The sequence below is a fragment of the Donghicola mangrovi genome (assembly GCF_013377535.1).
In the GTDB taxonomy this organism is placed as follows: Bacteria; Pseudomonadota; Alphaproteobacteria; order Rhodobacterales; family Rhodobacteraceae; genus Donghicola; species Donghicola mangrovi.
The window spans coordinates 41,889-66,361 of sequence record NZ_JABCJE010000008.1; the positions used below are offsets into that span (position 1 = coordinate 41,889).

General features: G+C 62.7%; 21 protein-coding genes. 16 read left to right on the forward strand and 5 right to left on the reverse strand.

The window, feature by feature from the left end; genetic code table 11:
• Positions 1–35 precede the first annotated feature (35 nt).
• A complete protein-coding gene (locus HJ536_RS14995; RefSeq protein ID WP_177158320.1) occupies positions 36–2,408 on the forward strand; it encodes a trimethylamine N-oxide demethylase in 2,373 nt (790 codons plus the stop codon).
• Positions 2,409–2,410: 2 nt separating this feature from the next.
• Here HJ536_RS14995 and eutC read toward each other — a convergent pair whose 3' ends face one another.
• The gene (eutC, locus tag HJ536_RS15000; RefSeq protein WP_228028737.1) at positions 2,411–3,157 is read right to left on the reverse strand and encodes an ethanolamine ammonia-lyase subunit EutC; all 747 of its coding nucleotides are present in this window, start codon (positions 3,155–3,157) and stop codon (positions 2,411–2,413) included.
• Positions 3,154–4,536 (reverse strand): ethanolamine ammonia-lyase subunit EutB, encoded by a 1,383-nt coding sequence (locus tag HJ536_RS15005; protein ID WP_177158321.1) that lies wholly within the window; start codon positions 4,534–4,536, stop codon positions 3,154–3,156. Before HJ536_RS15005 ends, eutC begins: the two co-directional genes overlap by 4 nt.
• A gap of 231 nt (positions 4,537–4,767) precedes the next feature.
• On the opposite strand from HJ536_RS15005, the gene HJ536_RS15010 reads away from it, so the two are divergent.
• From HJ536_RS15010 to HJ536_RS15025, 4 genes are all read left to right on the forward strand, one after another.
• Complete coding sequence (locus HJ536_RS15010; RefSeq protein WP_177158322.1) at positions 4,768–5,796, forward strand: hypothetical protein; 1,029 nt, start codon at positions 4,768–4,770, stop codon at positions 5,794–5,796.
• A gap of 67 nt (positions 5,797–5,863) precedes the next feature.
• The gene (locus HJ536_RS21260) at positions 5,864–6,265 is read left to right on the forward strand and encodes a thiol-disulfide oxidoreductase DCC family protein (protein ID WP_177158323.1); all 402 of its coding nucleotides are present in this window, start codon (positions 5,864–5,866) and stop codon (positions 6,263–6,265) included.
• The gene (locus tag HJ536_RS15020; protein ID WP_177158324.1) at positions 6,262–7,491 is read left to right on the forward strand and encodes an MFS transporter; all 1,230 of its coding nucleotides are present in this window, start codon (positions 6,262–6,264) and stop codon (positions 7,489–7,491) included. The genes HJ536_RS21260 and HJ536_RS15020 overlap by 4 nt, the downstream gene beginning before the upstream one ends.
• Positions 7,492–7,599: 108 nt before the next feature.
• On the forward strand, positions 7,600–7,848 hold the full coding sequence (locus HJ536_RS15025) for a WGR domain-containing protein (RefSeq protein WP_177158325.1): 249 nt from the start codon (positions 7,600–7,602) through the stop codon (positions 7,846–7,848).
• On the opposite strand, the gene HJ536_RS15030 is transcribed toward HJ536_RS15025, so the two are convergent.
• Positions 7,845–9,440 (reverse strand): methyl-accepting chemotaxis protein, encoded by a 1,596-nt coding sequence (locus HJ536_RS15030; protein ID WP_177158326.1) that lies wholly within the window; start codon positions 9,438–9,440, stop codon positions 7,845–7,847. The genes HJ536_RS15025 and HJ536_RS15030 overlap by 4 nt on opposite strands.
• Positions 9,441–9,745: 305 nt before the next feature.
• Between HJ536_RS15030 and HJ536_RS15035 the strand changes: the two genes are divergently transcribed.
• On the forward strand, positions 9,746–11,278 hold the full coding sequence (locus HJ536_RS15035) for an MDR family MFS transporter (RefSeq protein ID WP_177158327.1): 1,533 nt from the start codon (positions 9,746–9,748) through the stop codon (positions 11,276–11,278).
• A 206-nt stretch (positions 11,279–11,484) separates the two neighbouring features.
• Positions 11,485–12,765 carry a phosphatidylinositol-specific phospholipase C domain-containing protein gene (locus HJ536_RS15040; RefSeq protein ID WP_177158328.1) on the forward strand — a complete coding sequence of 427 codons (1,281 nt, stop codon included), beginning with the start codon at positions 11,485–11,487 and terminating at the stop codon, positions 12,763–12,765.
• Here HJ536_RS15040 and HJ536_RS15045 read toward each other — a convergent pair.
• Entirely contained in the window at positions 12,762–13,679 is a 918-nt protein-coding gene (locus HJ536_RS15045; RefSeq protein ID WP_177158329.1) for a DUF6635 family protein, read from the reverse strand. The genes HJ536_RS15040 and HJ536_RS15045 overlap by 4 nt on opposite strands.
• Before the next feature lie 190 nt (positions 13,680–13,869).
• Between HJ536_RS15045 and HJ536_RS15050 the strand changes: the two genes are divergently transcribed.
• The 5 genes from HJ536_RS15050 (at position 13,870) to HJ536_RS15070 (ending at position 18,824) form a co-directional block, all read left to right on the forward strand.
• Positions 13,870–14,157: an SH3 domain-containing protein gene (locus tag HJ536_RS15050; protein WP_177158330.1), complete on the forward strand. Its 288-nt coding sequence runs from the start codon at positions 13,870–13,872 to the stop codon at positions 14,155–14,157.
• A gap of 168 nt (positions 14,158–14,325) precedes the next feature.
• Positions 14,326–16,311, forward strand: coding sequence for a calcium-binding protein (locus HJ536_RS15055; protein WP_177158331.1), 1,986 nt, complete (start codon positions 14,326–14,328; stop codon positions 16,309–16,311).
• Positions 16,312–16,466: 155 nt separating this feature from the next.
• Positions 16,467–17,069 carry a dimethylsulfonioproprionate lyase family protein gene (locus HJ536_RS15060; protein ID WP_177158332.1) on the forward strand — a complete coding sequence of 201 codons (603 nt, stop codon included), beginning with the start codon at positions 16,467–16,469 and terminating at the stop codon, positions 17,067–17,069.
• Between the two features lies 1 nt (position 17,070).
• Complete coding sequence (locus HJ536_RS15065; RefSeq protein ID WP_177158333.1) at positions 17,071–18,099, forward strand: trans-3-hydroxy-L-proline dehydratase; 1,029 nt, start codon at positions 17,071–17,073, stop codon at positions 18,097–18,099.
• Positions 18,099–18,824 carry an NAD(P)-binding domain-containing protein gene (locus tag HJ536_RS15070; protein ID WP_177158334.1) on the forward strand — a complete coding sequence of 242 codons (726 nt, stop codon included), beginning with the start codon at positions 18,099–18,101 and terminating at the stop codon, positions 18,822–18,824. Before HJ536_RS15065 ends, HJ536_RS15070 begins: the two co-directional genes overlap by 1 nt.
• Here HJ536_RS15070 and oiaX read toward each other — a convergent pair.
• Positions 18,821–20,068 carry a 3-oxo-isoapionate-4-phosphate decarboxylase OiaX gene (oiaX, locus tag HJ536_RS15075; RefSeq protein WP_177158335.1) on the reverse strand — a complete coding sequence of 416 codons (1,248 nt, stop codon included), beginning with the start codon at positions 20,066–20,068 and terminating at the stop codon, positions 18,821–18,823. The two genes, HJ536_RS15070 and oiaX, sit on opposite strands and share 4 nt — an antisense overlap.
• A 138-nt stretch (positions 20,069–20,206) precedes the next feature.
• On the opposite strand from oiaX, the gene HJ536_RS15080 reads away from it, so the two are divergent.
• The 4 genes from HJ536_RS15080 to HJ536_RS15095 all read left to right on the forward strand — a co-directional run bounded on the left by HJ536_RS15080 (position 20,207) and on the right by HJ536_RS15095 (position 24,469).
• Positions 20,207–21,154 (forward strand): D-ribose ABC transporter substrate-binding protein, encoded by a 948-nt coding sequence (locus HJ536_RS15080; protein ID WP_176855641.1) that lies wholly within the window; start codon positions 20,207–20,209, stop codon positions 21,152–21,154.
• 65 nt (positions 21,155–21,219) lie between these two features.
• On the forward strand, positions 21,220–21,867 hold the full coding sequence (locus HJ536_RS15085; protein WP_177158336.1) for a DUF2291 family protein: 648 nt from the start codon (positions 21,220–21,222) through the stop codon (positions 21,865–21,867).
• Positions 21,867–23,414: a sugar ABC transporter ATP-binding protein gene (locus HJ536_RS15090; protein ID WP_228028738.1), complete on the forward strand. Its 1,548-nt coding sequence runs from the start codon at positions 21,867–21,869 to the stop codon at positions 23,412–23,414. The genes HJ536_RS15085 and HJ536_RS15090 overlap by 1 nt, the downstream gene beginning before the upstream one ends.
• Positions 23,411–24,469 carry an ABC transporter permease gene (locus tag HJ536_RS15095; RefSeq protein WP_177158338.1) on the forward strand — a complete coding sequence of 353 codons (1,059 nt, stop codon included), beginning with the start codon at positions 23,411–23,413 and terminating at the stop codon, positions 24,467–24,469. The genes HJ536_RS15090 and HJ536_RS15095 overlap by 4 nt, the downstream gene beginning before the upstream one ends.
• Positions 24,470–24,473 lie beyond the last annotated feature (4 nt).

The window sequence follows — 24,473 nt, forward strand, 5'->3', positions numbered from 1 at the left end:
CCGTTCGGCGGGGCGTCCCCTATTGGAGAGCGAGTATGGTTCTAGACCAGATCGGGCGCCCCTTTCGGCCCGGCCCGCCGCGGGGATCGGCCCCCTTGCGGGCGGCGGCCTATGCCGTTGACGTGGCCGAGGAAAGGCATACGGTGCAGGGCGGCGGCGCTGCGCTGATCCAAGTGAAGACCGGCGATGTGCTGACCATCCGGAACCTCGAAGGGGGGCAACCATGTGAAATCCTGTCCGCCCTTGATGGCGGCGCGGTGGATGCAGCCGTGCTGGGGGTGCCCGCCAATTCTGCGCTGGACGAGTTGCGCGGGGTTTTGGCCAGCGGTGCCTCCGGGATGGATCGGGTGAATGTCGGGCTGGCGCGGCGGGGGATCGACTCGAGCCACGCGCGGGGCATTCGGTTGTTCGATGGTCAGACCCCAGCGGGCACCAGCGAAACCTTCACCGCGCAGGCAGACGGGTGGGTTCTAATCACTGCCCCATGCCCCGCGCCGGATTTTCAGGCACAAAACACGGCGACCCCGCTGCTGGTCCTGATCACCCGCCAGACCCCGCGCAAGGTGGGCAGCTATGCCCTGCCCGACCCCTTGGCCGACCCTCTACAGGACCTGCGTGTCACCTCCGCCACCGCCCGCGCATATCGCGTGGCCAAAGGCGAATATATCCAGATCATGGACGTGGACGGCCGCCAATGTACCGACTTCCAGTGCTTTGACGCGCGCAAAGTGGATCGGGGGATTTTCCATCCCCTCGATGTCACCACCACCCGTACGATCCAGGGCCGCGCCTATCCGATGCCCGGCCTGCACGGGAAATACTTTGACCAAGACCTGACCCCGCTGGTCGAGGTTGTCCAAGACACCTGCGGGCGCCACGATGCCTTTGCACTGGCCTGCAACGCCAAATATTACGACGACATCGGCTATCCGGGGCATGTGAATTGCTCGGACAATTTCAACGGCGCGCTGGGGCCCCACGGCATTCCGGCGCGGCCCGGCTGGATGGCAGCGAACTTTTTTTTCAACACAGCGATTGATGCCCACGGGGTGATGGTCGCGGATGAACCTTGGTCCCGCCCCGGGGACTATGTGTTGCTGCGGGCGCTGACTGATCTGGTCTGCGTGTCCTCGGCCTGCCCCGATGACACCTCGGCGGCGAATGGCTGGCACCCCAGCGACATCCACGTGCGCACCTATGACGCCACCCAGCGGTTCAGCCGCGCCACCGCGTGGCGCCCCACCCCTGACGAGGACCCGATCTTGACCCGCCAGACCGCCTTTCACGACCAATTCGCGGCCCTGACCGCCGATTTCACCGACTATAACGGGTTCTGGCTGCCCAATACCTTTCCGGCCACCGATGTCATCGAAAGCTATTGGGCCTGCCGCGAGGGCGTCGTTGTCATGGACCTGTCCGCCCTGCGCAAATATGAGGTCACCGGCCCTGACGCCGAGGCGCTGATGAACTGGGTGCTGACCCGCGATGTGGGGAAATTGGCGGTGGGCCAAGTGGTTTACTCCGCGATGTGCTACCCCCACGGCGGGATGGTGGATGACGGGACTCTGTTCCGGCTGGGGCCGCAGAACTTCCGCTGGATCGGGGGCTCGGATACGGGTGGCGCGTGGATGCGGGAAGAGGCGCAGCGGCTGGGCCTAGATGTGATGATCCGCAGCTCGACCGATCAGATGCACAACTTGGCGGTCCAAGGGCCCCTGTCCCGCGACCTGATCGCTTCGGTTTTCTGGACCGCGCCGCATCAGGTCGCGCTGGACCAGATGGGCTGGTTCCGGTTCACGCCCGCACGCCTTGGTGGCCCCGAAGGCCCGCCGGTGGTGATCTCCCGCACCGGTTACACGGGCGAACTGGGGTACGAGGTGTTCTGCCACCCCAAAGACGGCCCCGCAGTGTTTGACGCGATCTGGAGCGCGGGCCAGCCCTTGGGGATCAAGCCCATGGGACTGGCCGCGCTAGACATGGTGCGGATCGAGGCGGGGTTGGTGTTCGCGGGCTATGACTTCTCGGATCAGACTGATCCGTTCGAGGCGGGGATCGGCTTTACCGTGCCGCTGAAATCCAAATCCGTGGATTTCTCGGGCCGCGAGGCGCTGCTGCGTCGCAAGGAGCATCCGCAAAAGGTCTTTGTCGGGCTAGAGATTGACGGCCAAAATCCGGTCGCGCACGGCGATTGCATCCGGATCGGTCGGGCGCAGATCGGCGAGGTCTGCTCGGCCACGCGGTCGCCCCGAACGGGTCAGTGGATCGCCTTGGCGCGGATCGATGTGGCGCACAGCGCGGTCGGGACTGAGGTTCAGATCGGCCAACTGGACGGCCACCTAAAGCGATACCTCGCGCGGGTCACAGGGTTCCCGCACTACGATCCGCAGAAGACCCGACCCAGAGGGTAACATTACCGCCCATCCGCGATCGCGACTCCGCTGCGTCCCGCAATCCGGCTGCGGTCGAGGAGGGCAGCGATCTGCCGGGCGGCGGCATCCAAGGTCAGGCCACCTTTGCGGATGTTCGACACACAGAACCGTTCGGCATCCCGCGTATCCTCCCGCGGGGCCCAAGTCAGATAGGCACCCAGCGAGTCCGCAGCAGAGAGGCCAGGCCGTTCACCGATCAGGATCAGCACAGCTTTGGCCCCCAAGGCCAAGGCGATCCGATCCCCCGCAGCCACCCGCCCGTTACGTAGCAAGACTGTGCCAACGGTCATCTCGGGGGGCAGCAAGGGACACAGCGCCTGAATAACGCCGACAGCGTTTTCGTTAACCGCCAGCGCCGACAGGCCATCGGCGACCACGATGCACAGATCGCAGGTCAGATTGGTGGCGCTGAGGTGCGCGGCGGTGTCGTCCGACAGCCTTCGCCCCAGATTGGGGCGGGTCAGGTATTCCTGTCGGGACGTGACCGCGCTGTGGGCCAACAGAGGCCAATCGCCATCGCGCAGGGCCTCGGTCAAGGCGTCAGCGTTCAACTCTGACCCGATCGCATCGCGGGCCCGCGCGTGGTCCAGTGCAAAGCCCAGAACCGCCTCGGTCGGTAAACCTGCACCAGCCTGCCCCAGCGCGATCCGCGCATCGGTAAAGCGTTTCAGTTGGCTCAGCGCCTCGGGCGACAAATGGCGACGGGGGAGCATGGGTGTATCGGTCATCCGGCAATCTCCGGCAGGGAAACCCCTTGGGCCGTTAACCAATCAGCGGCTCCGGTCAGCAGGCCATCGGGCGAGGTGATCCCCCGCCCCTTCAGCCAAGCCTCGAATTCCGGCGCAGGGCGCAGGCCGGTGGTTTCCCGCAACTGCGCCAGATCATGGTGCGACAGGCTCTGGTAATTCAGCATGATGTCGTCCGCCCCCGGCACCGTAATCACGAAATTCACCCCCGCATTCGCCAAAGCGTGCAGCAGCACATCCATGTCGTTCTGGTCGGCCTCGGCGTGGTTGGTGTAGCACACATCGACCCCCATCGGCACGCCAAGGAGCTTGCCGCAGAAGTGATCCTCTAGCCCCGCGCGGATGATCTGCTTGCCGTCATAGAGGTACTCGGGGCCAATAAAGCCGACAACCGTGTTCACGAGCAAACAGTCATAGGCCCGCGCCACCGCATAGGCGCGCGTCTCCATCGTTTGCTGATCCACCCCGTGATGCCCGTTCGAGGACAGCGCCGCCCCCTGCCCCGTTTCGAAATACATCACGTCCTGCCCGACCGTCCCGCGGTTCAGGGCTTTGGCGGCCTCTTGCGCCTCGGTCAATATGGACAGGGACACGCCGAACCCCGCATTGGCGGCTTGCGATCCGGCGATGGATTGAAAGACCAGATCGACGGGGGCGCCCATGTTCATCGCCTCGATCGCGGTGGTCACATGGCCAAGCACGCAGGACTGGACGGGAAGGTCAAAGGACATGCGCAGATCATCCAGCAGCCGCGCTGTGCGGATGTATTCCGACACCCCATCGGTCGCGGGATTAACCCCGATCACCGCATCGCCTGACCCGTAAACCAGCCCGTCCACGGCGCTGATCGCGATCCCCAAGGGATCGTCCGTCGGACTGTTGGGCTGGTTGCGCCCCGCAATCGTGCCAGGCAGGCCGACGGTGGTGCGGAACGCTCTGACCACGCGGATTTTGCGCGCGACCGAAATCAGGTCAGCGTTGCGCATCACTTTGCTGACCGCCGCCGCCATTTCCGGCGTGATCCCCCATTTGATGGCGCCGATCTGCGCGCCCGTCGCCCCCAGAAGCCATTCGCGAAATTCCCCGACGGTCAGGCTGGCAATCGGGGCAAAGGCCGCCGGATCATGCTGCGCCGCAATCAGATCGGTGACATCGTCGGGCGCGTCAAACAGAGCCTCGGCCAAGAACGTGCTGAGCGGCAGATCGGCCAAACAATTCTGGGCGGCGATCCTTTCCTCGGCGGATGTTGCGGCCAGTCCCGCCAAGACATCCCCCGACCGGTGCGGCGTGGCGCGGGCCAGCAGCGTCCGTAAATTGTCGAACTGCCAGCGGGTTTGGCCGAAGGTGTGACTGTAGCTCATTGGGGCTATGGGTCCGATCCGAATTTATCGCGGTTTTCCTCCGCAGCCTGAGGCGGGCTGACCGCGAAGGCAAGGCCGTTGCCACCTTCGTCTGCCCATGAACTGACAGGTTTGCGCAGCTTGCCAACGGGATGAGCGCCCTTCGCGCGGATTTTCTGGCGCGTCCTAATGCACACCGATATAGCAGCAGAAACCGTTGCACGAACCAGACCCGTATTTGCAGAGGGCCCGATGACCAAAGTGATTTTGCACGTGGGTATGCCCAAATGCGCATCAAGCTCTATCCAGGCGCATTTCGCGGACCATTACGACGCCTACGCCAGCTTGGGGCTTCTCTATCCGGCGGCGGGGCGCGAGACGACGGGCTACCGCAGTCACCGCCCCTTGCACCGCGCCAGCATCGCTGAATTTCCGGTGATCATCGATCAAATCGCCGCCGAAGCGCGGTCCAAGAACTGCGAAAATATCCTGCTCTCCTCCGAGGAGCTGGGGAATGCGGTCGTCAAAAACAGCGAAACTGCGGATCTGGTCAAGGCTCTGCAAGCGCAATTCGGCGCCTCGAATGTCGAGGTTCTGTTCCTGATCCGAAACCATACGTCCTTTGTCGCGTCCAGCTTTGCGCAGTTTATCAAGGCGGGGTTGTTTCGCGTATCCGAGAACTTGTTATTCCGGCACCCCGAGCCCTCGATCAACGCCTATGCGGAGTGCTTTCGGGCGCAGAACGGTTTTGATTTCTTTGATTTCCACGAATTCTTCCAGCGGTTCGAGGCCGTCGCGAACGGGGCGCGCTTCAATGTCCTGAACATCAACGAACCCGGCGGCGGGAGTGTTATCGAGCGCGTTTGCAACCTGTTCGGCGTGTCCTCTGCTGCGCCCGAAACGCGCAGAAATGAGAGCCTGACCCAACACCAGCTGTTCTGCTTGCTTCATGCCCGTCGGCGTTTCGGCTTTGCCAAGGTCAAAGCGAAAAGGAAGTTCCTGATTAACGGGATGATCATTGATCAGGAATTCAAATCGCCGCTTTTCGATATCGATGCGGGTTTGGCCGCGCGGATCAGGCAGGCCGCGGAAACCGACAAACAGTTTTTCGAAGACCGCTTTCCCATCCGGATCAATCTGCCCGAGGTGGCCCCTCCCGAGATCACCGAAGGGCCGGTCGAACCCACGGAAAACATGGTCGAATTCATCGAGAAGATCATGTCGATCGAGGACCTGAAAATGCGGCGGGCCAAAATCATCGGCCGCAAGAAATTCGCCTGAGGCTGGCCAAGCGGTCATCCAGCGGGTCCCTTCGGGCGTATCACTGGAAAAGCAACCGGATACGCCCATGCCCCTGTCCCCCTCTGCCGCGGAAGACCAGAAGTTAACCGTGTTCTACGATGGCTCTTGCCCGCTCTGCCGGGCGGAGTGCAACGTATACAGGCAAACGCAGGGGGCCGAGGCGCTGCGTTTCGTGGATGTTTCTGACAATTCTTCCGCTCTGCCCGTAGGGCTCGGGCGATCGGAGGCCATGGCCCGTTTCCACGTAGCCACTCCGGATGGACAGGTTGTGTCCGGCGCGAAGGCTTTTGTCGAAGTTTGGGCCCGCTTGGGCCGATGGCGCCATTTGGCGCGGGTGGCGCGCATACCTCTGGTCTTGCCGCTGATGGAATGGGGCTACGGCGTTTTTCTGAAATTCCGACCGGTGCTTGTCAGGCTCTTTGTCTGGTTCATGGGATCGAGGCCATGAGGCCCCAGAACTGGCGGGTGAGCCTGCTGTCCCTTGCGCTCGCGGCGGCAAGCATCCCTATCTATCTGCATGTGCCGACCTTTGCAGCGACCCAGCTTGGGCTTTCGCTGACCCAGATCGGGGCGATTCTGCTGCTCATCCGAATTGTTGATTTCGTGCAGGACCCTGTCCTTGGGTGGATGGCGGACCGTTGGGCTGGTCACACGGGCAAATTCGGGGCGCTGGCGCTGGGGCTGCTGTCGTTGGGTTGCGTGATCGTGTTTTCGGTGCCCGAGAATGGGCACACAGCGCTGTTGCTAACCGCCGGATTGGTGATCGCGTTCACCGGCTATAGCCTCGGGATGATCCTGCTCTATGGCCAGAGCGCGGCCTTTGCCGGATCGGGGCAGACGGACGCGCAACTCCGCCTCGCTGTGTGGCGAGAGAGCGGTATTCTGGTCGGCGTCCTGATCGGAGCGATGGCGCCCACGGCGTTCGGCGTTCTGACCGACGGGCGCGATCCCTATGCCGGTTTTGGCTGGCTGATTGCGGTTCTGGCGCTGGTGGCCGGCGTCGCAGCGCGGCCGCTCTGGCGTTTGCCCCGCGCGCCGGCCGAGCTCTTGGATTGGCGCAGCTTGATCCGGGTCGGCGGCGGCTGGCTGCTGCTTTTGGCGTTTGTGAACAGCCTGCCTGTTGCGGTCACCTCGACGCTGTTTCTGTTCTTTGTCGAGGATCGGCTGGCCCTGCCCGATCTGGCGGGGCCGTTCCTGATCCTGTTCTTTCTGGCGGCGGGGTTAAGCGCCCCGCTCTGGTCGCGCCTAGCTCAGGCGATCAGCCCGAGGCTTGTGCTGGTTCTGTCCATGAGCCTGTCGATCATCAGTTTTGTTGGGGCGTTTGCCCTGCCCTCGGGGGCGGCGCTGGCGTTCGGAGTGATCTGCGTCGCTTCTGGTGCGGCGCTCGGGGCGGATATGGTGATCTTGGCGGCCCTTTTTAGCGCGGCGCTGGCGCGGGCGGGGATGCAAGCGGGGCAGGCCTTTGGCATCTGGAATTTCAGTGCCAAGGCGACGCTTGCGATTGCGGCGGGGGTGATGTTGCCGCTGCTCCAGCACTTGGGCTACACGCCTGCGGGGGCGAATGATCCCGCGGCGCTGCAGGCGCTGAACATCAGTTACGCGCTGGTGCCTTGCGCGCTGAAGCTATGTGCGATCGGGCTGGTGATTTGCCTGCCGCGGCGGGTTTTCGGCTGAAATCGGCGCCACCCATCACGGACCGGAATCGGACGCCCCTGTTTGATTCCACAAATGAATTGGACCCAAATCGGGGCGGTGTGGCACGCTTGGGTCATGACACACCCTATGCCCGATCCCCTTCGCCTGACGCGCTGCAACCCGCAGCGAAACATGGCGCGTTTTTACGAGGTTTCGGTGCGCCCTACCCTGTTCGGAGAGGTTTCCCTGATCCGCAATTGGGGGCGCATCGGGACGGGCGGACGGCTGCGAACCGAAACCTTTGCGACGCTGGAGGAGGCGCTTAGCGCCCTACGCGATTTGGAGCAGCGCAAGCGCCGCAAAGGGTACGAGGGCGGCGCGAAGCCGCCCCGTTAGACGGCTTCCAGCATCGCGGCGGGGCGTTCCTCGGGCTGAACAAACTCTGCGTCATCCACGACCAGACTGGCGATGTCGAACACTTCGACTTCCTCGTTCATCCGGAAGAATGTCATCGCCTCGGCCAAGGCCTTGGCCTGCGCCGCCAACTGGGTCGAGGCCGACGACATCTGATCCGAGGCCGCGCTGTTGGTCTGGGTGATCCCGTCCAGAACCTGAATCGAGTGGCTGACCGCATCGGACCCTTCGCGTAGGTCGCGGGCGTTGTGGCTGATCTCGGCCACCAGCCCTGCGGTGCGTTCGATGTTGGGCACCAGAGCCTTGAGCATTTTGCCCGCCGCTTCGGCCGACTGGACGGTGTTCGACGACAGGACCGAGATTTCGGCAGCCGCTTTCTGGCTGTTTTCGGCCAGTTTGCGGACCTCTTGAGCGACCACGGCGAACCCGCGGCCATGCTCGCCAGCGCGGGCAGCCTCGACCGCGGCGTTCAGGGCCAACAGGTCGGTCTGTCGGGCGATCTCTTGCACCACCATCACGCGGCTGGCGATGGACTTCATGTCGCTGACCGCTGCAGCCACGGCCTTGCCCGAGGTTGCGGCGTCCCGTGCGGACTGCACGGCGATCTCTTCGGTCAGGCTGGCGTTTTCAGAGGTCTGGCGGATGTTCCCCAGCATCCGGTCAATCGCGACCGAGGCGCGCTCGGTCAGCTGGGACTGGTTGCTGGCCCCCGCCGCCAGATTTTCCGAGGTGCCCTGCATCTGGTCCGCCCCTGCGGCTACGTTTCCGGTGGCGCTCAGGACGTTGCCGACGGTTTCGCGCAGGTGCAGGACCATGGTGTTCAGGGCCGTTTGCAGATCGCCAAGCTCATCGTTGCGGCGCACGGTCAGGGTTTCGCGCAGCTCGCCCGTCGAGACGGACAAGGCCAAGGCGCGGGCGCGGATCATTCCGCGGTTGATCGAGCGGATCACCACCCCTGCGGACGTGCCGGACACCAGCAGGATCGCCGCCATCACCGCCAGAACCAGAACGGTGGTCGCCTCGAACTTGGCATTGGCGCTGGCGACCGATGTTACCATTGCCTCGCTCATGCGGGCGCGGATCAGGTCGGCCTGATCCAGAACCTTGGCGGTGGCTTTGACGGCCTCTTTGTGGAACAGGTCGTTGGCCTGCTGGGTGCGGCCCGACACGCTCATGTTGATGACGCGGCCGTTCACCGCCGACAGCATGTCGTGATACAGGGTCAGCTTGTTCAGCATCTTCTTGGTTTCGTCGTCCGCGCGGGGCATCAGCCCCTCGACCACCGCGTAGAATTCCGAGGTCATCTTGTCGATCTGAACCCGCAGGTCGGGGATGCGCGCGGGGGCATCGTCGGTCGGTACGATTAGCGCCGAGGCAACCAGCAGGCGGATCTGGGACTCGGCCTCGTAGATGCCGTTCACCTTGGACAGGTCCTGCGCCTCGACCGAGACCAGATCACCAAAGCGGACGATGACCCCTTTGAATTCCCGAAGCTGGAACAGCAACGCACCGCAAAGCAATGAAAAGCCCAGAAGAAAGCTCAGGGTGAGCTTCGCCTTGATCGTAAACCGCATGTGTCCTCCTTGGGGCCTTTGACCGCGTCGCGCCGCGCGAAATGGCCCTTTGGGGGGTAAACGGCGCAGGCATAACCGACCTTAGCTAGGGCGCGCGTTTCCCCTGACATCCCGTCCGGATGGGCCGATGGAATGCCCGTTCGGGTAGGGTGGCCCGCGATTTCCGAAAGGGCGGTTGTGCATTCTGCGGCGGGTAAAACCGTGCCAGTTGACCCTATTTTCGAAATATATCAGGGCGATGCGACCGACGGAGGCACACTGCCCAAGCGTAAAACCAGTACCCTCCCCCTCGAAGGCCCCTTGTTATGACTTCCGCCCAAACCCCTGCCGACACCGGACGCGGCATTCCCCCTGAACTGCGGCGCATCTTTGCAGGTCTGATCCTGTCGATGATCCTGGCCGCGCTGGATCAAAGCATCGTCAACACCGCTCTGCCGCGGATGGCCAGCGACTTAGGGGGGCTGGCGCACCTGAGCTGGGTCGTCACGGCGTTTATGCTGGCGTCCACCTCGGCCACGCCGATCTGGGGCAAGATGTCGGATATGTACGGGCGGCGGCCGTTCCTGATGGGGGCGGTGATCCTGTTTCTGGTGATGTCGATGCTGTGCGGTCTGGCGCAATCCATGCCGCAACTGATCGCGTTCCGCCTGCTGCAAGGGATTGGCGCGGGCGGGATCATGACCCTGACCCAGACGGTGATCAGCGATGTCGTCTCGCCGCGCGAAAGGGTCCGGTATCAGGGCCTGTTCGCGGGGGCGTTCGCGTTTTCCAGTCTCGCGGGGCCGCTTTTGGGGGGCGGGCTGACCACGGCGCTGTCGTGGCGTTGGGTATTCTATATCAACCTGCCGGTCGGGCTGATCGCGCTGGGGCTGCTGTGGAAGGCTCTGCCCCCGGCGCCCACAAAACAGGCTCACAAGATCGACTATGCCGGCGCAGGGCTGCTAGTCATTGCGGCCTCTTCGCTGATGCTGCTGTTCAGCCTTGGCGGGTCGCTGTTCGCTTGGGGATCGCCGGTCAGCTACGGGCTGGCGGCGCTTGCCATGCTGTCCTTTGTGGTGTTCGTTCAGGTGGAACGGCGGGCGGCCGAGCCGATCGTGTCCCTGCCCCTGTTTACCATCGCGCCCTTTACCACGGGTGTGTTGACCATGTCCTGCATGAGCTTTGCGATGATGAGCGCGATGGTCTTTCTGCCGCTTTATTTCCAGCTGGTGCTGGGGCTGAACCCCGCCGAAGCCGGGGCGATGATGCTGCCGCAGGTGGTCGCGATGGTGCTGACTTCGGTCTTTGGTGGGCGCCTGTCGTCGAAGGTTGGGCGGCCCAAGGTCTTTATGGCGACCGGCATCGCGTTCGAGGCGTTGGGCCTGATCAGCCTTGCCCTCTTGTCCAAATTCGAGGCGAGCATTCCCTATTTCTGGGGATCGCTGCTGATTTTGGGCTTCGGGATGGGGATCGCCATGCCGAACGCCGTCGCCATCGTCCAAAGCTCGGTCCCGCGGGAAAGCGTTGGCACGGCAACGGCCTCCATGTCGTTTCTGCGGTCACTGGGGGGCGCATTGGGTGTCGCAGTTTCGGGGGGCGTCATGGCGATGGGCCTGAAATCCGGCCTGTCGCACCTGAACACCAGCATCGACGTTACGGCCATCGTGAATGGCGGCATGGACGCGGTCGAGGCCCTGCCGGCCACCCTGCGCCCTGCAATCGAAGAGGCCTTTCGCAGTGCGATCACCGGCTCGTTCGAGATCGGCGGCGGTGTGATGGCTCTGGCCTTTCTGGTGGCGCTGGTCTTGCGCGGCCCCGACTGGCACCACAGCGCGGCGCATAGCAATCCGGCAGAATAATTGATCAAACGCAGCGACAATTCGTTGATGAGCGAAACTCTCCTTGGAGTTGATCGCCCTTTGCACTAAGGCATATCGCAAATACGAGACTGTGTTTTTGCGTAGCAGGGGTCACCATGCCTAGAAATAACTGGATGCGGGATATTTCAAGCGACACCTCGCTCAGGGATATTTCGATACCGGGTACGCACGATTCCGCAACGCACGTGCTGGGAAATGCCGCGTGGATTGCAGCGAACGCGGCGGCGTTTCTGGCGGTGTTGGCGGCCAGCACGGTGATGGCCCCCGTGGCGGGGCTGGGTTTTGCCCGCGTGCGCAAGATTTTTCAGGCGCAAACCCTGAATATCCGAGAGCAGCTGGATTTCGGCGTCCGCTTCCTTGATCTGCGGATCAACCGGTCGAGCTCGGGTTTTGTGATGCACCACGGGCCGATGCCCCTGTTCACCGAACTGTCCGAAGTCCTGAGTGATGTGGCGGGCTTTCTGGCGGACAATCCGTCGGAAACGGTGATGGTCTGTTTCAAACGCGAGAATACCGATGATGCGCTGGACGTGCTGCGGGATCTCTTGGCCTATCTCAAACCGTTCGAGCCGATGATGTTCGCCCAAGGCCGCATCCCCGATCTAGGAGAGGTGCGCGGCCGGATCGTGTTCGTGAACCGCATCACCCTTGGGGCCTCGATCCCTGGGGCCGAGGACAAGTGCGGCATCTACCTGAACTTCGCCGACAACCAGACCTTTACCGCCGAGATCGAGCAGAACGGCGCGCGGTCCTTGGACGTGGTCGTGCAGGACCATTACCAGCCGCCCGCCGATGCGATTTCGATCAAGAAGGCTGATATTTTCGACGCCTATGCCAGCTTTAGTGGTGGGGCGTTCGATATGCGGTTGAACTTTGCATCGGCGAACATCCCGCCAGCGATGCCGAAATCGCTCAATGACCTTGGCGCGGTTGTGGGCACCACCCCCGGCACCTTTGCCGAGGCGATCAACCCCGTTCTGCCCGAACTGATGCGCCAGAACAAAGAGGGCGCGGGCTGGATCACCATGATGGATTACGTCGGCCAATTCGGTGCGGGCAACAACGAGCCCGTGGCCAGTGCGATCGCGATGAACAAGCATTGGGAGCGTCTTTCTGGGGGCACCGGCACCTTGCCGATTGACCACGAGATCCCGCAGGGCAAGGCGCTGTTTTCCCCCAACGGTTCGTGGCGGGCAGAGTTTCAGGCCGACGGAAACGTCGTGGTTTACCGGAATGTGGATCATTTCGCGATGCACGCATCCGAGACCTATAACCAGGGCGCGACCCGTGCGATCTTCCAGAGTGACGGGAATTTCGTGATCTACAGCGGGGACACGCCGCTGGCATCCACGGGGACCAATGGGCTGAATGCGGACCGCTTGGTCATGCAGGACGATGGCTGTCTGGTGATCTATGCCGGCGAAAATATCCTGTGGTCCTCGGATATGGACACCTACGTTCGCTAACCGCGGAACACTTTCAGCAGCGACATCGCCGCATCCCACAGGTCGAACACGCGGGCCAGAAAATGCTCTCGGGCGACGAAGGGGCGCTCTGGCAGTTCGGCGATTTCGGCTTCGATGGTGTCGATCAGCCGCGTCAGCCGCCTTTGGTGCATCCCGAGCGCGCTCTGGATCGGGTCGGCGATCAGCCCTGCAAAAGTGGTGACAACTGTTCCCGCCAGCATGAGCGCGATCACGGTCAGGGTCACTAGGCGGCGCGACGGCCCACTGGGGAACAGACCGTACCACATACCGCCAGCCCATGCGCCCAAGGGGAAATCGGCGATTGCAGAGTTCCGCGCCACCTGCTCGGCCAACCCGGGGGCCATAGAGATTGCTCCGGGGGTCAGAGAGTGGAACACCAGCGCGCCGACCGCCAGCATGACCAGCGCCGTAGTGAATTCGGCAATCGCAGATCGGGTGCCGGAATATTCGGCCAATGCCCTCAGAATGCGGTCGGCCATCGCCTCGGCCGCGGCGGGAGTGGCGCGTTGTCCGATAGAGATGCGCAGATGCGGGGCAGACAGAATGGCCTGTTTCAGCGCCTCGCGGCTGGGGCCACCGGCGTGTTCCGGCAGCGGGATGTCGAGCAGATCGCGCAGGATATCCGCCTCGATCCGTGCGGCGACGGTGGTGCGCAGCAGCAAGCGGCGGGTTCCTAGCCAGCGGGCGGCCTTGCGCAGACCCAGCTTGCCCAACACCCACGCCAGTAGCCGACATATCACCAATAACGGCGACAGAAACACATTCGCCGGAGCCCGCAGTAAATCCAGCCCCACCGCCAAACGGTGCAAACGCACACTGCCAAGCACACCGAAATGACGCCGCACAAAGGCGTCGATGCGGCTGCGGGAAACGGGGCTGAGGGGCGCATCCATGGCGGAACTCTTTACAGGGCGGGTGCAGAATACCCCCTGCCCCGCCGCAGGGCTATGGCGATCTTGGCCAGCGGGGTACATGCGGGCCGCGCTGACCAAAAAGTCAGCCAGATCGCGCCGCCCGAGGCCTTAAGGGTTTGGAACACCGGCCCGATTGGCGTATTCTCTAGGGCAAAAGCGAGGTCAGAGCATGCTTCGAAACGCCGTTTTCATTCTTATGTCGCTCATGGCGTTGGCCTGTTGCGGCAGCCCAATGTACGGGCGCACCGTCGTGCAGGGCGCAGGCCCGGACGAGCTGTTGAAACTGCGGGCGGGTCCGGGCCTCGGGTTCCGGATCGTGATGGGCCTGCCCGACGGCACCGAGTTGATCCGCCACGACTGCGTCAGCGAGATCGGCCAACTGTGGTGCAAAGTGTCCTTGGCCAAGGCACCGCAGATCACGGGTTACGTCTCGGCGGACTATATCTACGTGCCCTGAGGCACGGGAAACGGCGCGGCGGCCACCGTTGGTTGGCCGCGCGCCCCTCCCCATGACAGCGCCCTCTTCGGAAGATAGGGCGGTGCCGACGAATGCCCCTAAGTCCTTGAATTGATGTGGTCCCCCTGCGCGCTAGGCTGAACTGCATCAGCAAGGGGTCCTGCGGACATGGCGATCAAGACGCTTGAAATTCAGCTGGACGGCTACAGCGACTTTGACACCCTGTGGGGGCCGGACAGCTGGGACGAGGATGGCTGGCGCGGCTACCTGAGCATTTACGATCAAACCAAGGGCAACCATCTGCAAACGACCGCATTGCTGTCGGGCGATGACTGGACCATTGCCGCGCTGCGCTTCGGGGCCGCGACAAACAACACCGCCATCATCACGGACGAGGACAACGGCTCAGGCCGCCTGATCAACTACCTGAAGCTGGGCCAGAATTCCGAGATTTCCCTGACCACCACCCAGATCCGCTTTATCGAAGGGTATTCCGGCGATCTTCATGACATCACTCTGGGGCGGGCGAACACTCAGGCGCTGACCCTTACGGCGGCCGAGAATATCGTCACCACGGGGTCGGGCTATGTGGGCAGCATTGATCTGGGGGGTGACGATACGGTGACCGTTGGGTCCGGTGGCGCTGGCATCATCAAGGTGCGCGGCGGCACGAACGTGGTGAACGTGGGGTCGGGCTATGTGTCGTCGGTGGTGTCCAACGATTATTCGATCAACACGATCACCGTGGACACCGGCGGGATCGACCAAGTGACGCTTAGCGAAGGGCTGCACTCGATCACCGTGGGAGAAGGCGGCATTGGCGGGATCAACGTCTATGACGGGGGTGAAACCGATTTGCATGTGGGGGCTGGCGGGGTTCAGCAGGCTTTTCTGAGCACGGGCGATGACACAGTTGACGTGGACGGCGGGTATGTCGCCTCGTTGAATTTGCGCGCAGGCGAGGACAGTCTGGTGGTCAGGAACCGCTCGCACGTGGCATCTGTGATCGACGAAGGCACGGGTGATTTCACGGTGCAGCGAGCCTCGACCATCCGGTACCTCGAGGTGGACGGCGATGCGACCATCGACGTGCGCGACACCAGCCGCAACTATATCATCAAGGCAAACCGCGGCGAGCAGGTGGTCGAAACCGCCCGCGGTAACCTCGAGGCTTTTTACGGCCACGACACCAGCACCACCATGTCCATCGGCACCGGCGGCGTGACCGAGATTGCCCTTTCCGGGTCTGAGGAGGACACCCACTCCATCGCGTCCGAGGGCTATTTGGGGCAGCTCTCGGTTTATGACGGGGCGCAGTGCGATGTGACGATCGGCGCGGCAGGCGCAGGCACCATGCGCCTGTCGACGGGGGATGACACGGTCACCACCGGCGAAGGCTATGTCCAGTTCATCGCCACTGGCGATGGCAACGATCTGGTGATCATGGGCAGTGGCGGGGCCACGGCGGTCTCTTTGGGCGGGGATGACGACCGGATTTTGATTGGCGAGTCCCAGCCCGATTACGCGCTGACCGTGCGCGGGGGCTATGGCTCGGACACGGTAGATTTCTCGGGCTTTGAGGACCGGATCACGTTTTCCTTGGCGCACAAGGGGCTTCTGCAGAACTTCGCCGCCCCCCGCGGTGCGCAGGACATTGACGCCAAGGGCTGGCTTCAGACCTTGGGGGTCGAGAACCTGACTGGCGGCATCCATAACGACAAGCTGACGGGGAATACTTGGGACAACGTGCTGAACGGGAACACCGGGAATGACACGCTGAAGGGGGGATCGGGGGCCGATACCCTGCAAGGGGGCAGTGGGCGGGACCGGATGTATGCGGGCAGTGACAATGACGTGGATAAGTTTGTGTTCGTAAATGCGGGCGACAGCGACACGGGGCGCAACCGCGATGTCATCTACCAGTTCGACCGGGGCGAGGACCTGATCGACCTGAGCGGCATCGACGCCAACCTGCGCCTGACCGGAGACCAGAGTTTCGAATTCAGCGATCGGGCCGATGCGAACAGCGTCTGGGTGACGGCATCGGGTCGCAATGTCGTGGTCTCGGGCGACACCGATGGGGACGGCGCGGCGGATTTCCAGATCCTCGTGACGCGGCTTAGCACGATGTCAGAGGATGACTTTATCCTCTGAGCCCTCAGATTTTGCGGGAAATCAAGGCATCGTGCGGACGGGTGGCACGAAGAAATAGCCACCCTTGTCGTCCCTATTGACACATGTGAACATTTTGTCTGAAACTCCCTTTGCAACCGGCGGGCGTTTACCGCCCGTCCGTCAAGGGAGCCGTGATGACGACCAGAGACTCCGCCCTTCAATCATTCGTTGACGCGGCAGAGGCTGCGTTTCGCCACTACGCGCAGGATGATGCCTCGCGCGTCAGCATTGACAGTTGTTTTGCCGCGCTGAGGGAAGTGGCCCCGATCGGCGATCAGGCGGGCCACCGCCTGCCCGTTTGTGACGAATGGCTGCCGCAGGTGATCCAGCCCGACACCCTGCCCGTCCCCCTGCGCCCCTTGGCCCAAACCTTTCTGGCGATCGAACCGCAGATCCACTGGCGCCCGCGAACGGGTGACACCACCAATGCCTCCGAAAATTTCGCCCAAGGCCACGCGAACGCGATGATCCTTGGCCCGGGCGGGATCGAGCCGCGCACGGATGTTTTGCTTGGCGCGTCTTTGCTGGCGCCCCATGTGCGCTACCCCGATCACACCCACCCGCCCGAGGAAACCTATCTGGTCCTGACCGATGGCGATTTCAGCCAGAATGACGGGCCCTGGTTCACCCCCGGTGTGGGCGGGTCCTTTCATAACACCCCCGGCATTCTTCATGCCATGCGGTCGGGCGAAAGCCTTCTGTTTGCCTTCTGGCTCCTCCGCGCCAAGGATATCTGACATGCGTTCCATCAAGACCATCCACGTCATCTCTGCCCATGCCGAAGGCGAAGTCGGCGACGTCATCGTGGGCGGCGTCCTGCCCCCGCCCGGCGACACCATCTGGGAGCAAAGCCGCTGGATCGCCCGCGATCAGACCCTGCGCAACTTTGTGCTGAACGAACCGCGTGGCGGTGTTTTCAGGCACGTGAACCTGTTGGTGCCGCCCAAACACCCCGAAGCCCAAGCCGCATGGATCATCATGGAGCCAGAGGATACCCCACCCATGTCCGGATCAAACTCGATCTGCGTGGCGACGGTGCTGCTGGATGGGGGCCTGATCCCGATGACCGAGCCCGAAACCCATCTGGTGCTCGAGGCACCGGGCGGCCTGGTCCGCGTGCGCGCCGAGTGCCGCGATGGCAAGGCCGAGCGGATTTTCGTGCGCAACGTCCCGTCCTTTGCCGCGCAGCTGGACGTGCCCCTGACCGTCGACGGGATCGGCACATTGACCGTGGATACCGCCTATGGCGGGGATAGTTTCGTGATCGTGGACGCCGAAAAGCTGGGGTTCAAACTGACCGAGGACGAGGCGCATTCCATTGCCAAACTCGGGGTGCAGATCACCAATGCGGCCAACGCGCAGCTTGGCTTTCACCACCCCGACAATCCCGATTGGCGGCACATTTCCTTTTGCCTGTTCGCAGGTCCGCTGACCGAAGGGCCGGACGGTCTGCAAACCAGTGCGGCCGTGGCGATTCAGCCCGGCAAAGTCGACCGCTCGCCCACGGGCACCGCATTATCGGCGCGGATGGCCGTTTTGCACGCCCGCGGGGTTATGAAAACCGGCGATAGATTGACCGCACGCTCGGTGATCGGCTCGACCTTTTCGGGCCGGATCGTAGGTGAAACGCAGGTCGGCGGACGCCCCGCGATCGAGCCCGAAATCTCGGGTCGGGGGTGGATCACCGGCATCCATCAACACATGCTGGACCCGTCCGATCCCTGGCCGAGCGGATACCGGCTGTCAGACACTTGGGGAGCACGCTGATGCTGATTGGTATTCTGGGATTGGGCACCATCGCGACGGCGGTTGTCGAGGGGATCGCGCAGGACGGGCACCAGATCACGGTGTCCGAACGTAGCGCCGCGAACGCTGCCCGACTGGCCGCAGAACACGGCGTGACGGTCGCCCCGAACCAAGCGGTTGTCGATGCCAGCGACGTGCTGATCGTGGCGCTGACGGATGATATCTATGAGGCAGCTCTTGGCGGGCTGACGTTCCGCGAGGGGCAGCAGGTCATTTCCCTGATGGGCGGACCAAGCATCGCCGCGGTTCAGGCGCTGGTCAGCCCCGCCCATGTCGTCGCCAAAGTCCTGCCCTTTCCGTCGATTGCGCAGGGCGGATCGCAGGTGATGGCTTGCGGTGAAATGGCCTTGGTGACAGAGCTGCTAGGGGCCCGCAATTCGATCTTCCAGATCGGCAGCGAAGAGGAGCTGCACCACTGGATCTGCGCCCAAGCCGTGTTGTCCCCCGCCGTTCTGATGGTCCGCGAGGCCGCCGCTTGGCTGGCAGAACAGGGCGCGGAACCCGTGGAGTCAGAGCGGTTCTTGCGCGAACTCGTCGGGTCCAGCCTGCTGGCCAGCCCCTGTGATGCGACGCTCAGGGCGCTGGATACCCCCGGCGGGTACAATCAGCGCCTGCGCCAGCATATGGTCGAAACCGGCATGACCAGCCGCCTGATGGCCGGTCTGGTCAAACTGCAACAGGGTTAACCCCATTTGGCCAAGGACGCCGCCAGTTCACGGTGATCCTTGGCATAATCCGCCAGTTCAACGCCCGCGACGGCGCTGTCCCACGCCTGACGGATGGCTCTGACCCCTGCGGCGATCCCCATGGGGTGGCCGTGAATGCCGCCGCCGCCCAAATACATCAGGTCCAAGGTCCGGCCGGTGCGGCGATAGGTGTCCACCGCCTGTCCGCCCCACTGCCCCGAGCAAACAACGGGCAAGGGCCGGTCGTCCTCGTTGAAAATCGGGGTCATCACATCTTTGAACGAGGCGACAAAGCTGTCGTCCGGCTCCCAGTATTTGGCGCGAATGCCGTTGATCTGGAACTGGTCCACCCCCAGCAAACGCCATATTTTCTGATAGGCCGTGAAGTCCATCCCCAGCCCCGGATGGCGGGTCTGGATATCCCAGCCGTTGCGGTGCGCATGCAGGCACAGGGCAGACCGCTTGCGCAGAAAGCTCATGCCCCCATAGCCGACCGAGTTAATGTTAATGACCGCCGCGTTGCCCCCGTTTTCGACCACCACATCGTGGCGCTGCATCATCAGGTCCGGATCGGCCGATGAGATGCCGAACGCATACATCACCTTCTTGCCGGTCTTTTGCTCGTGCTCGTGGATGACAGGCATGATCGCTTTGACCCGCGCCTCAAAGGGCGAATAGCCGGGACTCATCAGCTTTTCGTCATCCTTGATAAAGTCCACGCCCGCCTCGCACAGGGTCTTTACCACGGTGGCGGTTTCTTCGGGGGTCAAGCCAAGGGACGGTTTGATGATTGACGCGATCATCGGGCCGTCACTGACGCCCATCAGTTGCCGCGAACCCTTGATCCCGAATTGGGGCCCCGGATGGCAGGCCCATTCGGGCGGCAGATCAATGTCCCGCACCCGTATGCCGGTCAAACCGCGCACCGCGTAAACGCCCCCCACCGCGATGGTCATCAGGGCGGCGATATCGGTGCCCACAGCCTCTAGCGGATAGGCGATGGTGATGTCCGCGCGGCGATACGGGCCGGTCCCCGAAGGGTCGGGAAAGGACGGCGTGTCGGTCGAATCCAGCGGCGTGATCCCCGTAACGATCGCGGCGCAGCGGGCGCGGACCTCTTCGGTCTCGTTCGGCAGTGCGGTGAACGTCCCTGTGGACTGATCCGAGGCGATTTTGGCGGCCAAAGCCTCGATATCTCCATTCGTTTCAATGCGGTAGGTGACGTTGATCGTACTGCGGGACATGGGCTTTTCCTTGGGAATTCTGCGGCAAGAGTAGTAGTGATCATACCAGTTGACAAGGCGATAATTATAACTCACGCTCAACCATGACCGGTGGAGGACACACGGCAAACGTGTGAGGCGGTCATCTGGAGGATTATTATGAAACTTACTCGTCGTCATTTTATGTCCGGCGTTGCGGTTGCGGCTGTTCTGCCGCTGGCACGCCCTGTTTTCGCTGCGGACAAGGGGTTGATCGCGATCATCACCCCCAGCCACGATAACCCCTTCTTCAAGGCCGAAGCCGTTGGCGCCGAAGCGCGCGCCAAGGAACTGGGCTTCGAGACCCTGATCATGGTCCATGACGACGATCCGAACAAACAGTCCGAACTGTTCGACACCGCTATCGCACGGGGCGCCAAGGCGATCGTGCTGGATAACGCCGGTGCCGATGCCACCGTGGCCGCCGTTCAGCGCGCCAAGGATGCGGGAATCCCCGCCTTCTTGATCGACCGCGAAATCAAGGAATCCGGCATCGCTGTCAGCCAGATCGTGTCGAACAACTATCAGGGCGCGCAGTTGGGCGCCGAAGAGTTCGTGCGCCTCATGGGCGAGGCCGGCAACTATGTCGAGCTGGTCGGCCGCGAGGCAGACACCAACGCGGGCATCCGGTCCTCGGGCTATCACGACATCATCGATCAGTATCCCGATATGGTCATGGTCGCGCAGCAGTCGGCCAACTGGTCCCAGACCGAGGGCTACGAGAAGATGGAAACCATCCTGCAGGCCAACCCCGATATCAAGGGCGTGATCTGCGGCAACGACACCATGGCGATGGGCGCTTGGGCCGCGCTCGAGGCCGCTGGCCGCACCGATGTGATCGTTGTGGGCTTTGACGGATCGAATGACGTGCGCGACTCTATTCTGGCGGGCGGCATCAAGGCCACCGTTCTGCAACCGGCCTATCGTCAGGCGCAGATCGCGGTCGAACAGGCCGACCAGTACCTGAGCAGCGGCTCGACCGGCCAGGACGAAAAACAGCTGATGGATTGCGTGCTGATCAACGGCGACAACGCTTCCAAGCTCGAGACCTTTGCCCTGACGGCCTGAGTTCTCTCCCAAGCGGGCGTCGGGGTTTCCCGCGCCCGCCCTTTTCCATTTCCGAAGGACCCAGAATGCGCGATCTTTTCACGCCGCTCGCGATCCTGTCTTGTGCATTGCTGCCCTTGGCAGGCTGTAAGATTGTCAAAAATCCTGATCCCGAAGCCGCCACGACCGAAGCTGCAGGCACAACGGACGAGGCCCGCATGGCCGCCTACGCCAAAGACATCTGGGCGGACAAAGTGCTGCCCGTGGTCAGCGAACACGCGGTGCCCCTGACCGAGTTGCGCGCCAAAGTCGCCACCGAGGGGCTGGAGCCCGCCGGTGCCGCCTACGGCCTGCGCCCCGAGGGCGAGGCGAACCCGTGGAACTTTGCCGCCACTGGCGAGGGTGTGATCATCGAGGCGAACACCGCCAGCCGCGCGGCCAAGCTGATGGTTGATACCGATGCGGACGGTGCGGCGGATGTGACGCTGCAATTGGGGCCGGTTATTCGCGGCACGGCGCTGCGGGATGCGATGCCATTCCTGACCTTTACCGATTTCCGCGACCAGATCGAATTTGCGAAACTGGCGCGGGCCCTGAATGATCTGGCGAACGCGGCGATCACCCTGCCCGAGGGCGATCTGGTCGGCAAAACGGCCAGCTTCGAGGGCGTTTTCACCCTGCGCAACAAGGGCGACGCCATTGAATTGGTGCCCACTCGGCTAGCGGTGAAATGATGCAGCAGGACACCCATCCGGTCGGCCTGCGCATTCGCGGCGGTACCAAGGTTTACCCCGGCACCGTTGCGCTGAAGAACGCCGATTTTGACCTGCGCATGGGGGCGGTCAACGTGCTGGTCGGCGAAAACGGTGCGGGCAAATCCACCATGATGAAGGTCATCGCGGGGGTCGAACAGCTGACCTCGGGGGCGATCTATGTCGGGGATCAAGAGGTGCACTTGGCGTCCACCGAGGATGCCGCACGCCACGGGATCGGCATCGTGTTTCAGGAGCTGAACCTCTTTCCGAACATGACCGTCGCCGACAACATCTTTATCAACCGCGAAAAGACCCGCTATGGCGTGGATATCGACCGCACCGCACAGAGAGAGGCCACGCGCGCCCTGATGCGGCGGCTGGAGCATGACATTGATCCCGATGCCTTGGTCGGGGATCTGAAGGTCGGTCAACAACAGATTGTCGAGATTGCGAAAAGTCTCGCGCAGGACGCGCGTATCCTGATCTTGGACGAGCCGACCTCGGCCCTGTCCGCGGCAGAGGTGGAAATTCTGTTCCGCGTGATCGAGGAGTTGAAGCGCGACGGTGTTGGCATCGTCTATATCAGTCACCGGCTCGAGGAACTGATCCGTGTGGGCGACTATATCACCGTTCTGCGGGACGGGGTGATCACCGGCGCGCGGTCCATGCAAGGGGTCGATATCCCTTGGATCGTACTGAACATGATCGGCGACGCCAGCAAGGATTTTCCCAAAACCATCGACCACCCCTTTGGTCCCGAGGTGTTCCGCGCCGAGGATGTGTATCTGCCCAACGGCTCTGGCGGGTTCTCGGTGAACGGGGTGTCTTTGTCTCTGCGGGCGGGCGAAATCCTGGGCATCTACGGGCTGATGGGCGCAGGCCGGACCGAGTTCGTGGAAACAGCAATGGGGCGTTATCCCCATGCGCGGGGCCGCTTCACCGTGGATGGCCAAGAGGCAACCTCGCCCCACGTGTCCGACCGCATCAAAATGGGTCTGGCAATCATCCCCGAGGATCGCAAGCAGGACGGCTTGGTCCAGATCCTGTCGATCCGCGAGAATATGACGCTGTCCTCGCTTGGGGATCTGTCGACGATGGGGCATCTGGACCTGCCGCGCGAACGGAAGACGGTGGGCGACTATGTCAAACAGTTGCTGATCAAGATCGCCTCGCCGGAAAATCCGGTGTCGTCCCTGTCGGGCGGCAACCAGCAGAAGGTCGTCATCGGCAAGGCGCTGATGACCAAGCCCAAGGTCCTGCTGATGGACGAACCCAGCCGCGGCATCGACATCGGCGCTAAGGCCGAGGTGTTCCGCGTCATGCGCCAACTGGCGTCCGAGGGGCTGGGGATCATCTTTGTCACCTCTGATCTGGAAGAGGTCATGGGCCTTTCGGACCGCATCATCGTCATGTCGAACGGCCGGATCACCGGCGAATTCACCAAAGAAACCGCGACCGAGACCGCCCTGATCACAGCATCCGCGGTCGGCCACGCAGTCCCTCATCAAAAGGAAACCGTATCATGACGGCCATTTCCACCTCGACCGCTGCGGCGGGGAATTCCAGCGCGCTTCTGGTGCTGCTCAAGGCGCGAACGTTCATTGCACTGATCCTTGTGACGGCGTTCTTTGCGGCCTTTGCCCCGAATTTCCTGTCGGCGGCGAACCTTGTGATTATGTCCAAGCACGTGGCGCTGAACGCCTTTCTGGCGATCGGGATGACGTTTGTGATCGTGTCCGGCGGGATCGACCTGTCGGTGGGGTCGATTGTGGGCCTGTGTGGGATGGTCGCGGGATATCTGGTGCTGAACGGGATCGACGTGGGCCTTGGCTGGTCAATCCAGTTCAACACGCTGGAGATTTGTCTGATCGTGACTGCGGTCGGGGTGTTCATCGGGGCGATCAACGCCTTTCTGATCACCAAGCTGAACGTGGCCCCGTTTATCGCGACCCTCGGGACGCTCTATGTGGCGCGGGGCACGGCGATGCTGTCGTCGGACGGGCGGACCTTTCCGAACCTGAACGGCAATGCGGACTATGGCTCTGACAGCTATCGCTGGATTGGCGCGGGGGATATTCTGGGTATTCCCGTCTCGATCTGGATGCTGATCGTGGTGGGTCTGGTCGCGGCCTATATCGCCAGCCGCACGCCGCTGGGGCGCTTTATCTACGCCGTTGGCGGGAATGAACGCGCGGCGGGCCTGTCGGGGGTCAAGGTTAATCGGGTCAAGTACTTTGTCTACATGTTCTCGGGTCTGTGCGGGGCGCTGGTGGGGATCATCATCTCGTCCCAACTGGTCGCGGCGCACCCCGCCACCGGCGATACGTTCGAACTGAACGCGATTGCGGCGGCAGTTCTGGGGGGCACCTCGATGGCGGGTGGCCGAGGCAAGATCGGCGGCACCATCGTGGGCGCCTTTGTGATCGGCGTGCTGTCGGACGGTCTGGTGATGATGGGCGTGTCGTCTTTCTGGCAGACGGTGATCAAGGGGCTGGTTATCATCGCGGCAGTGGTCATCGATCAGGCGCAGCAACGGGTTCAGGCGCGTGTCGCCCTCCAAGCCCAAGCCGCCATTCAATAAGGAG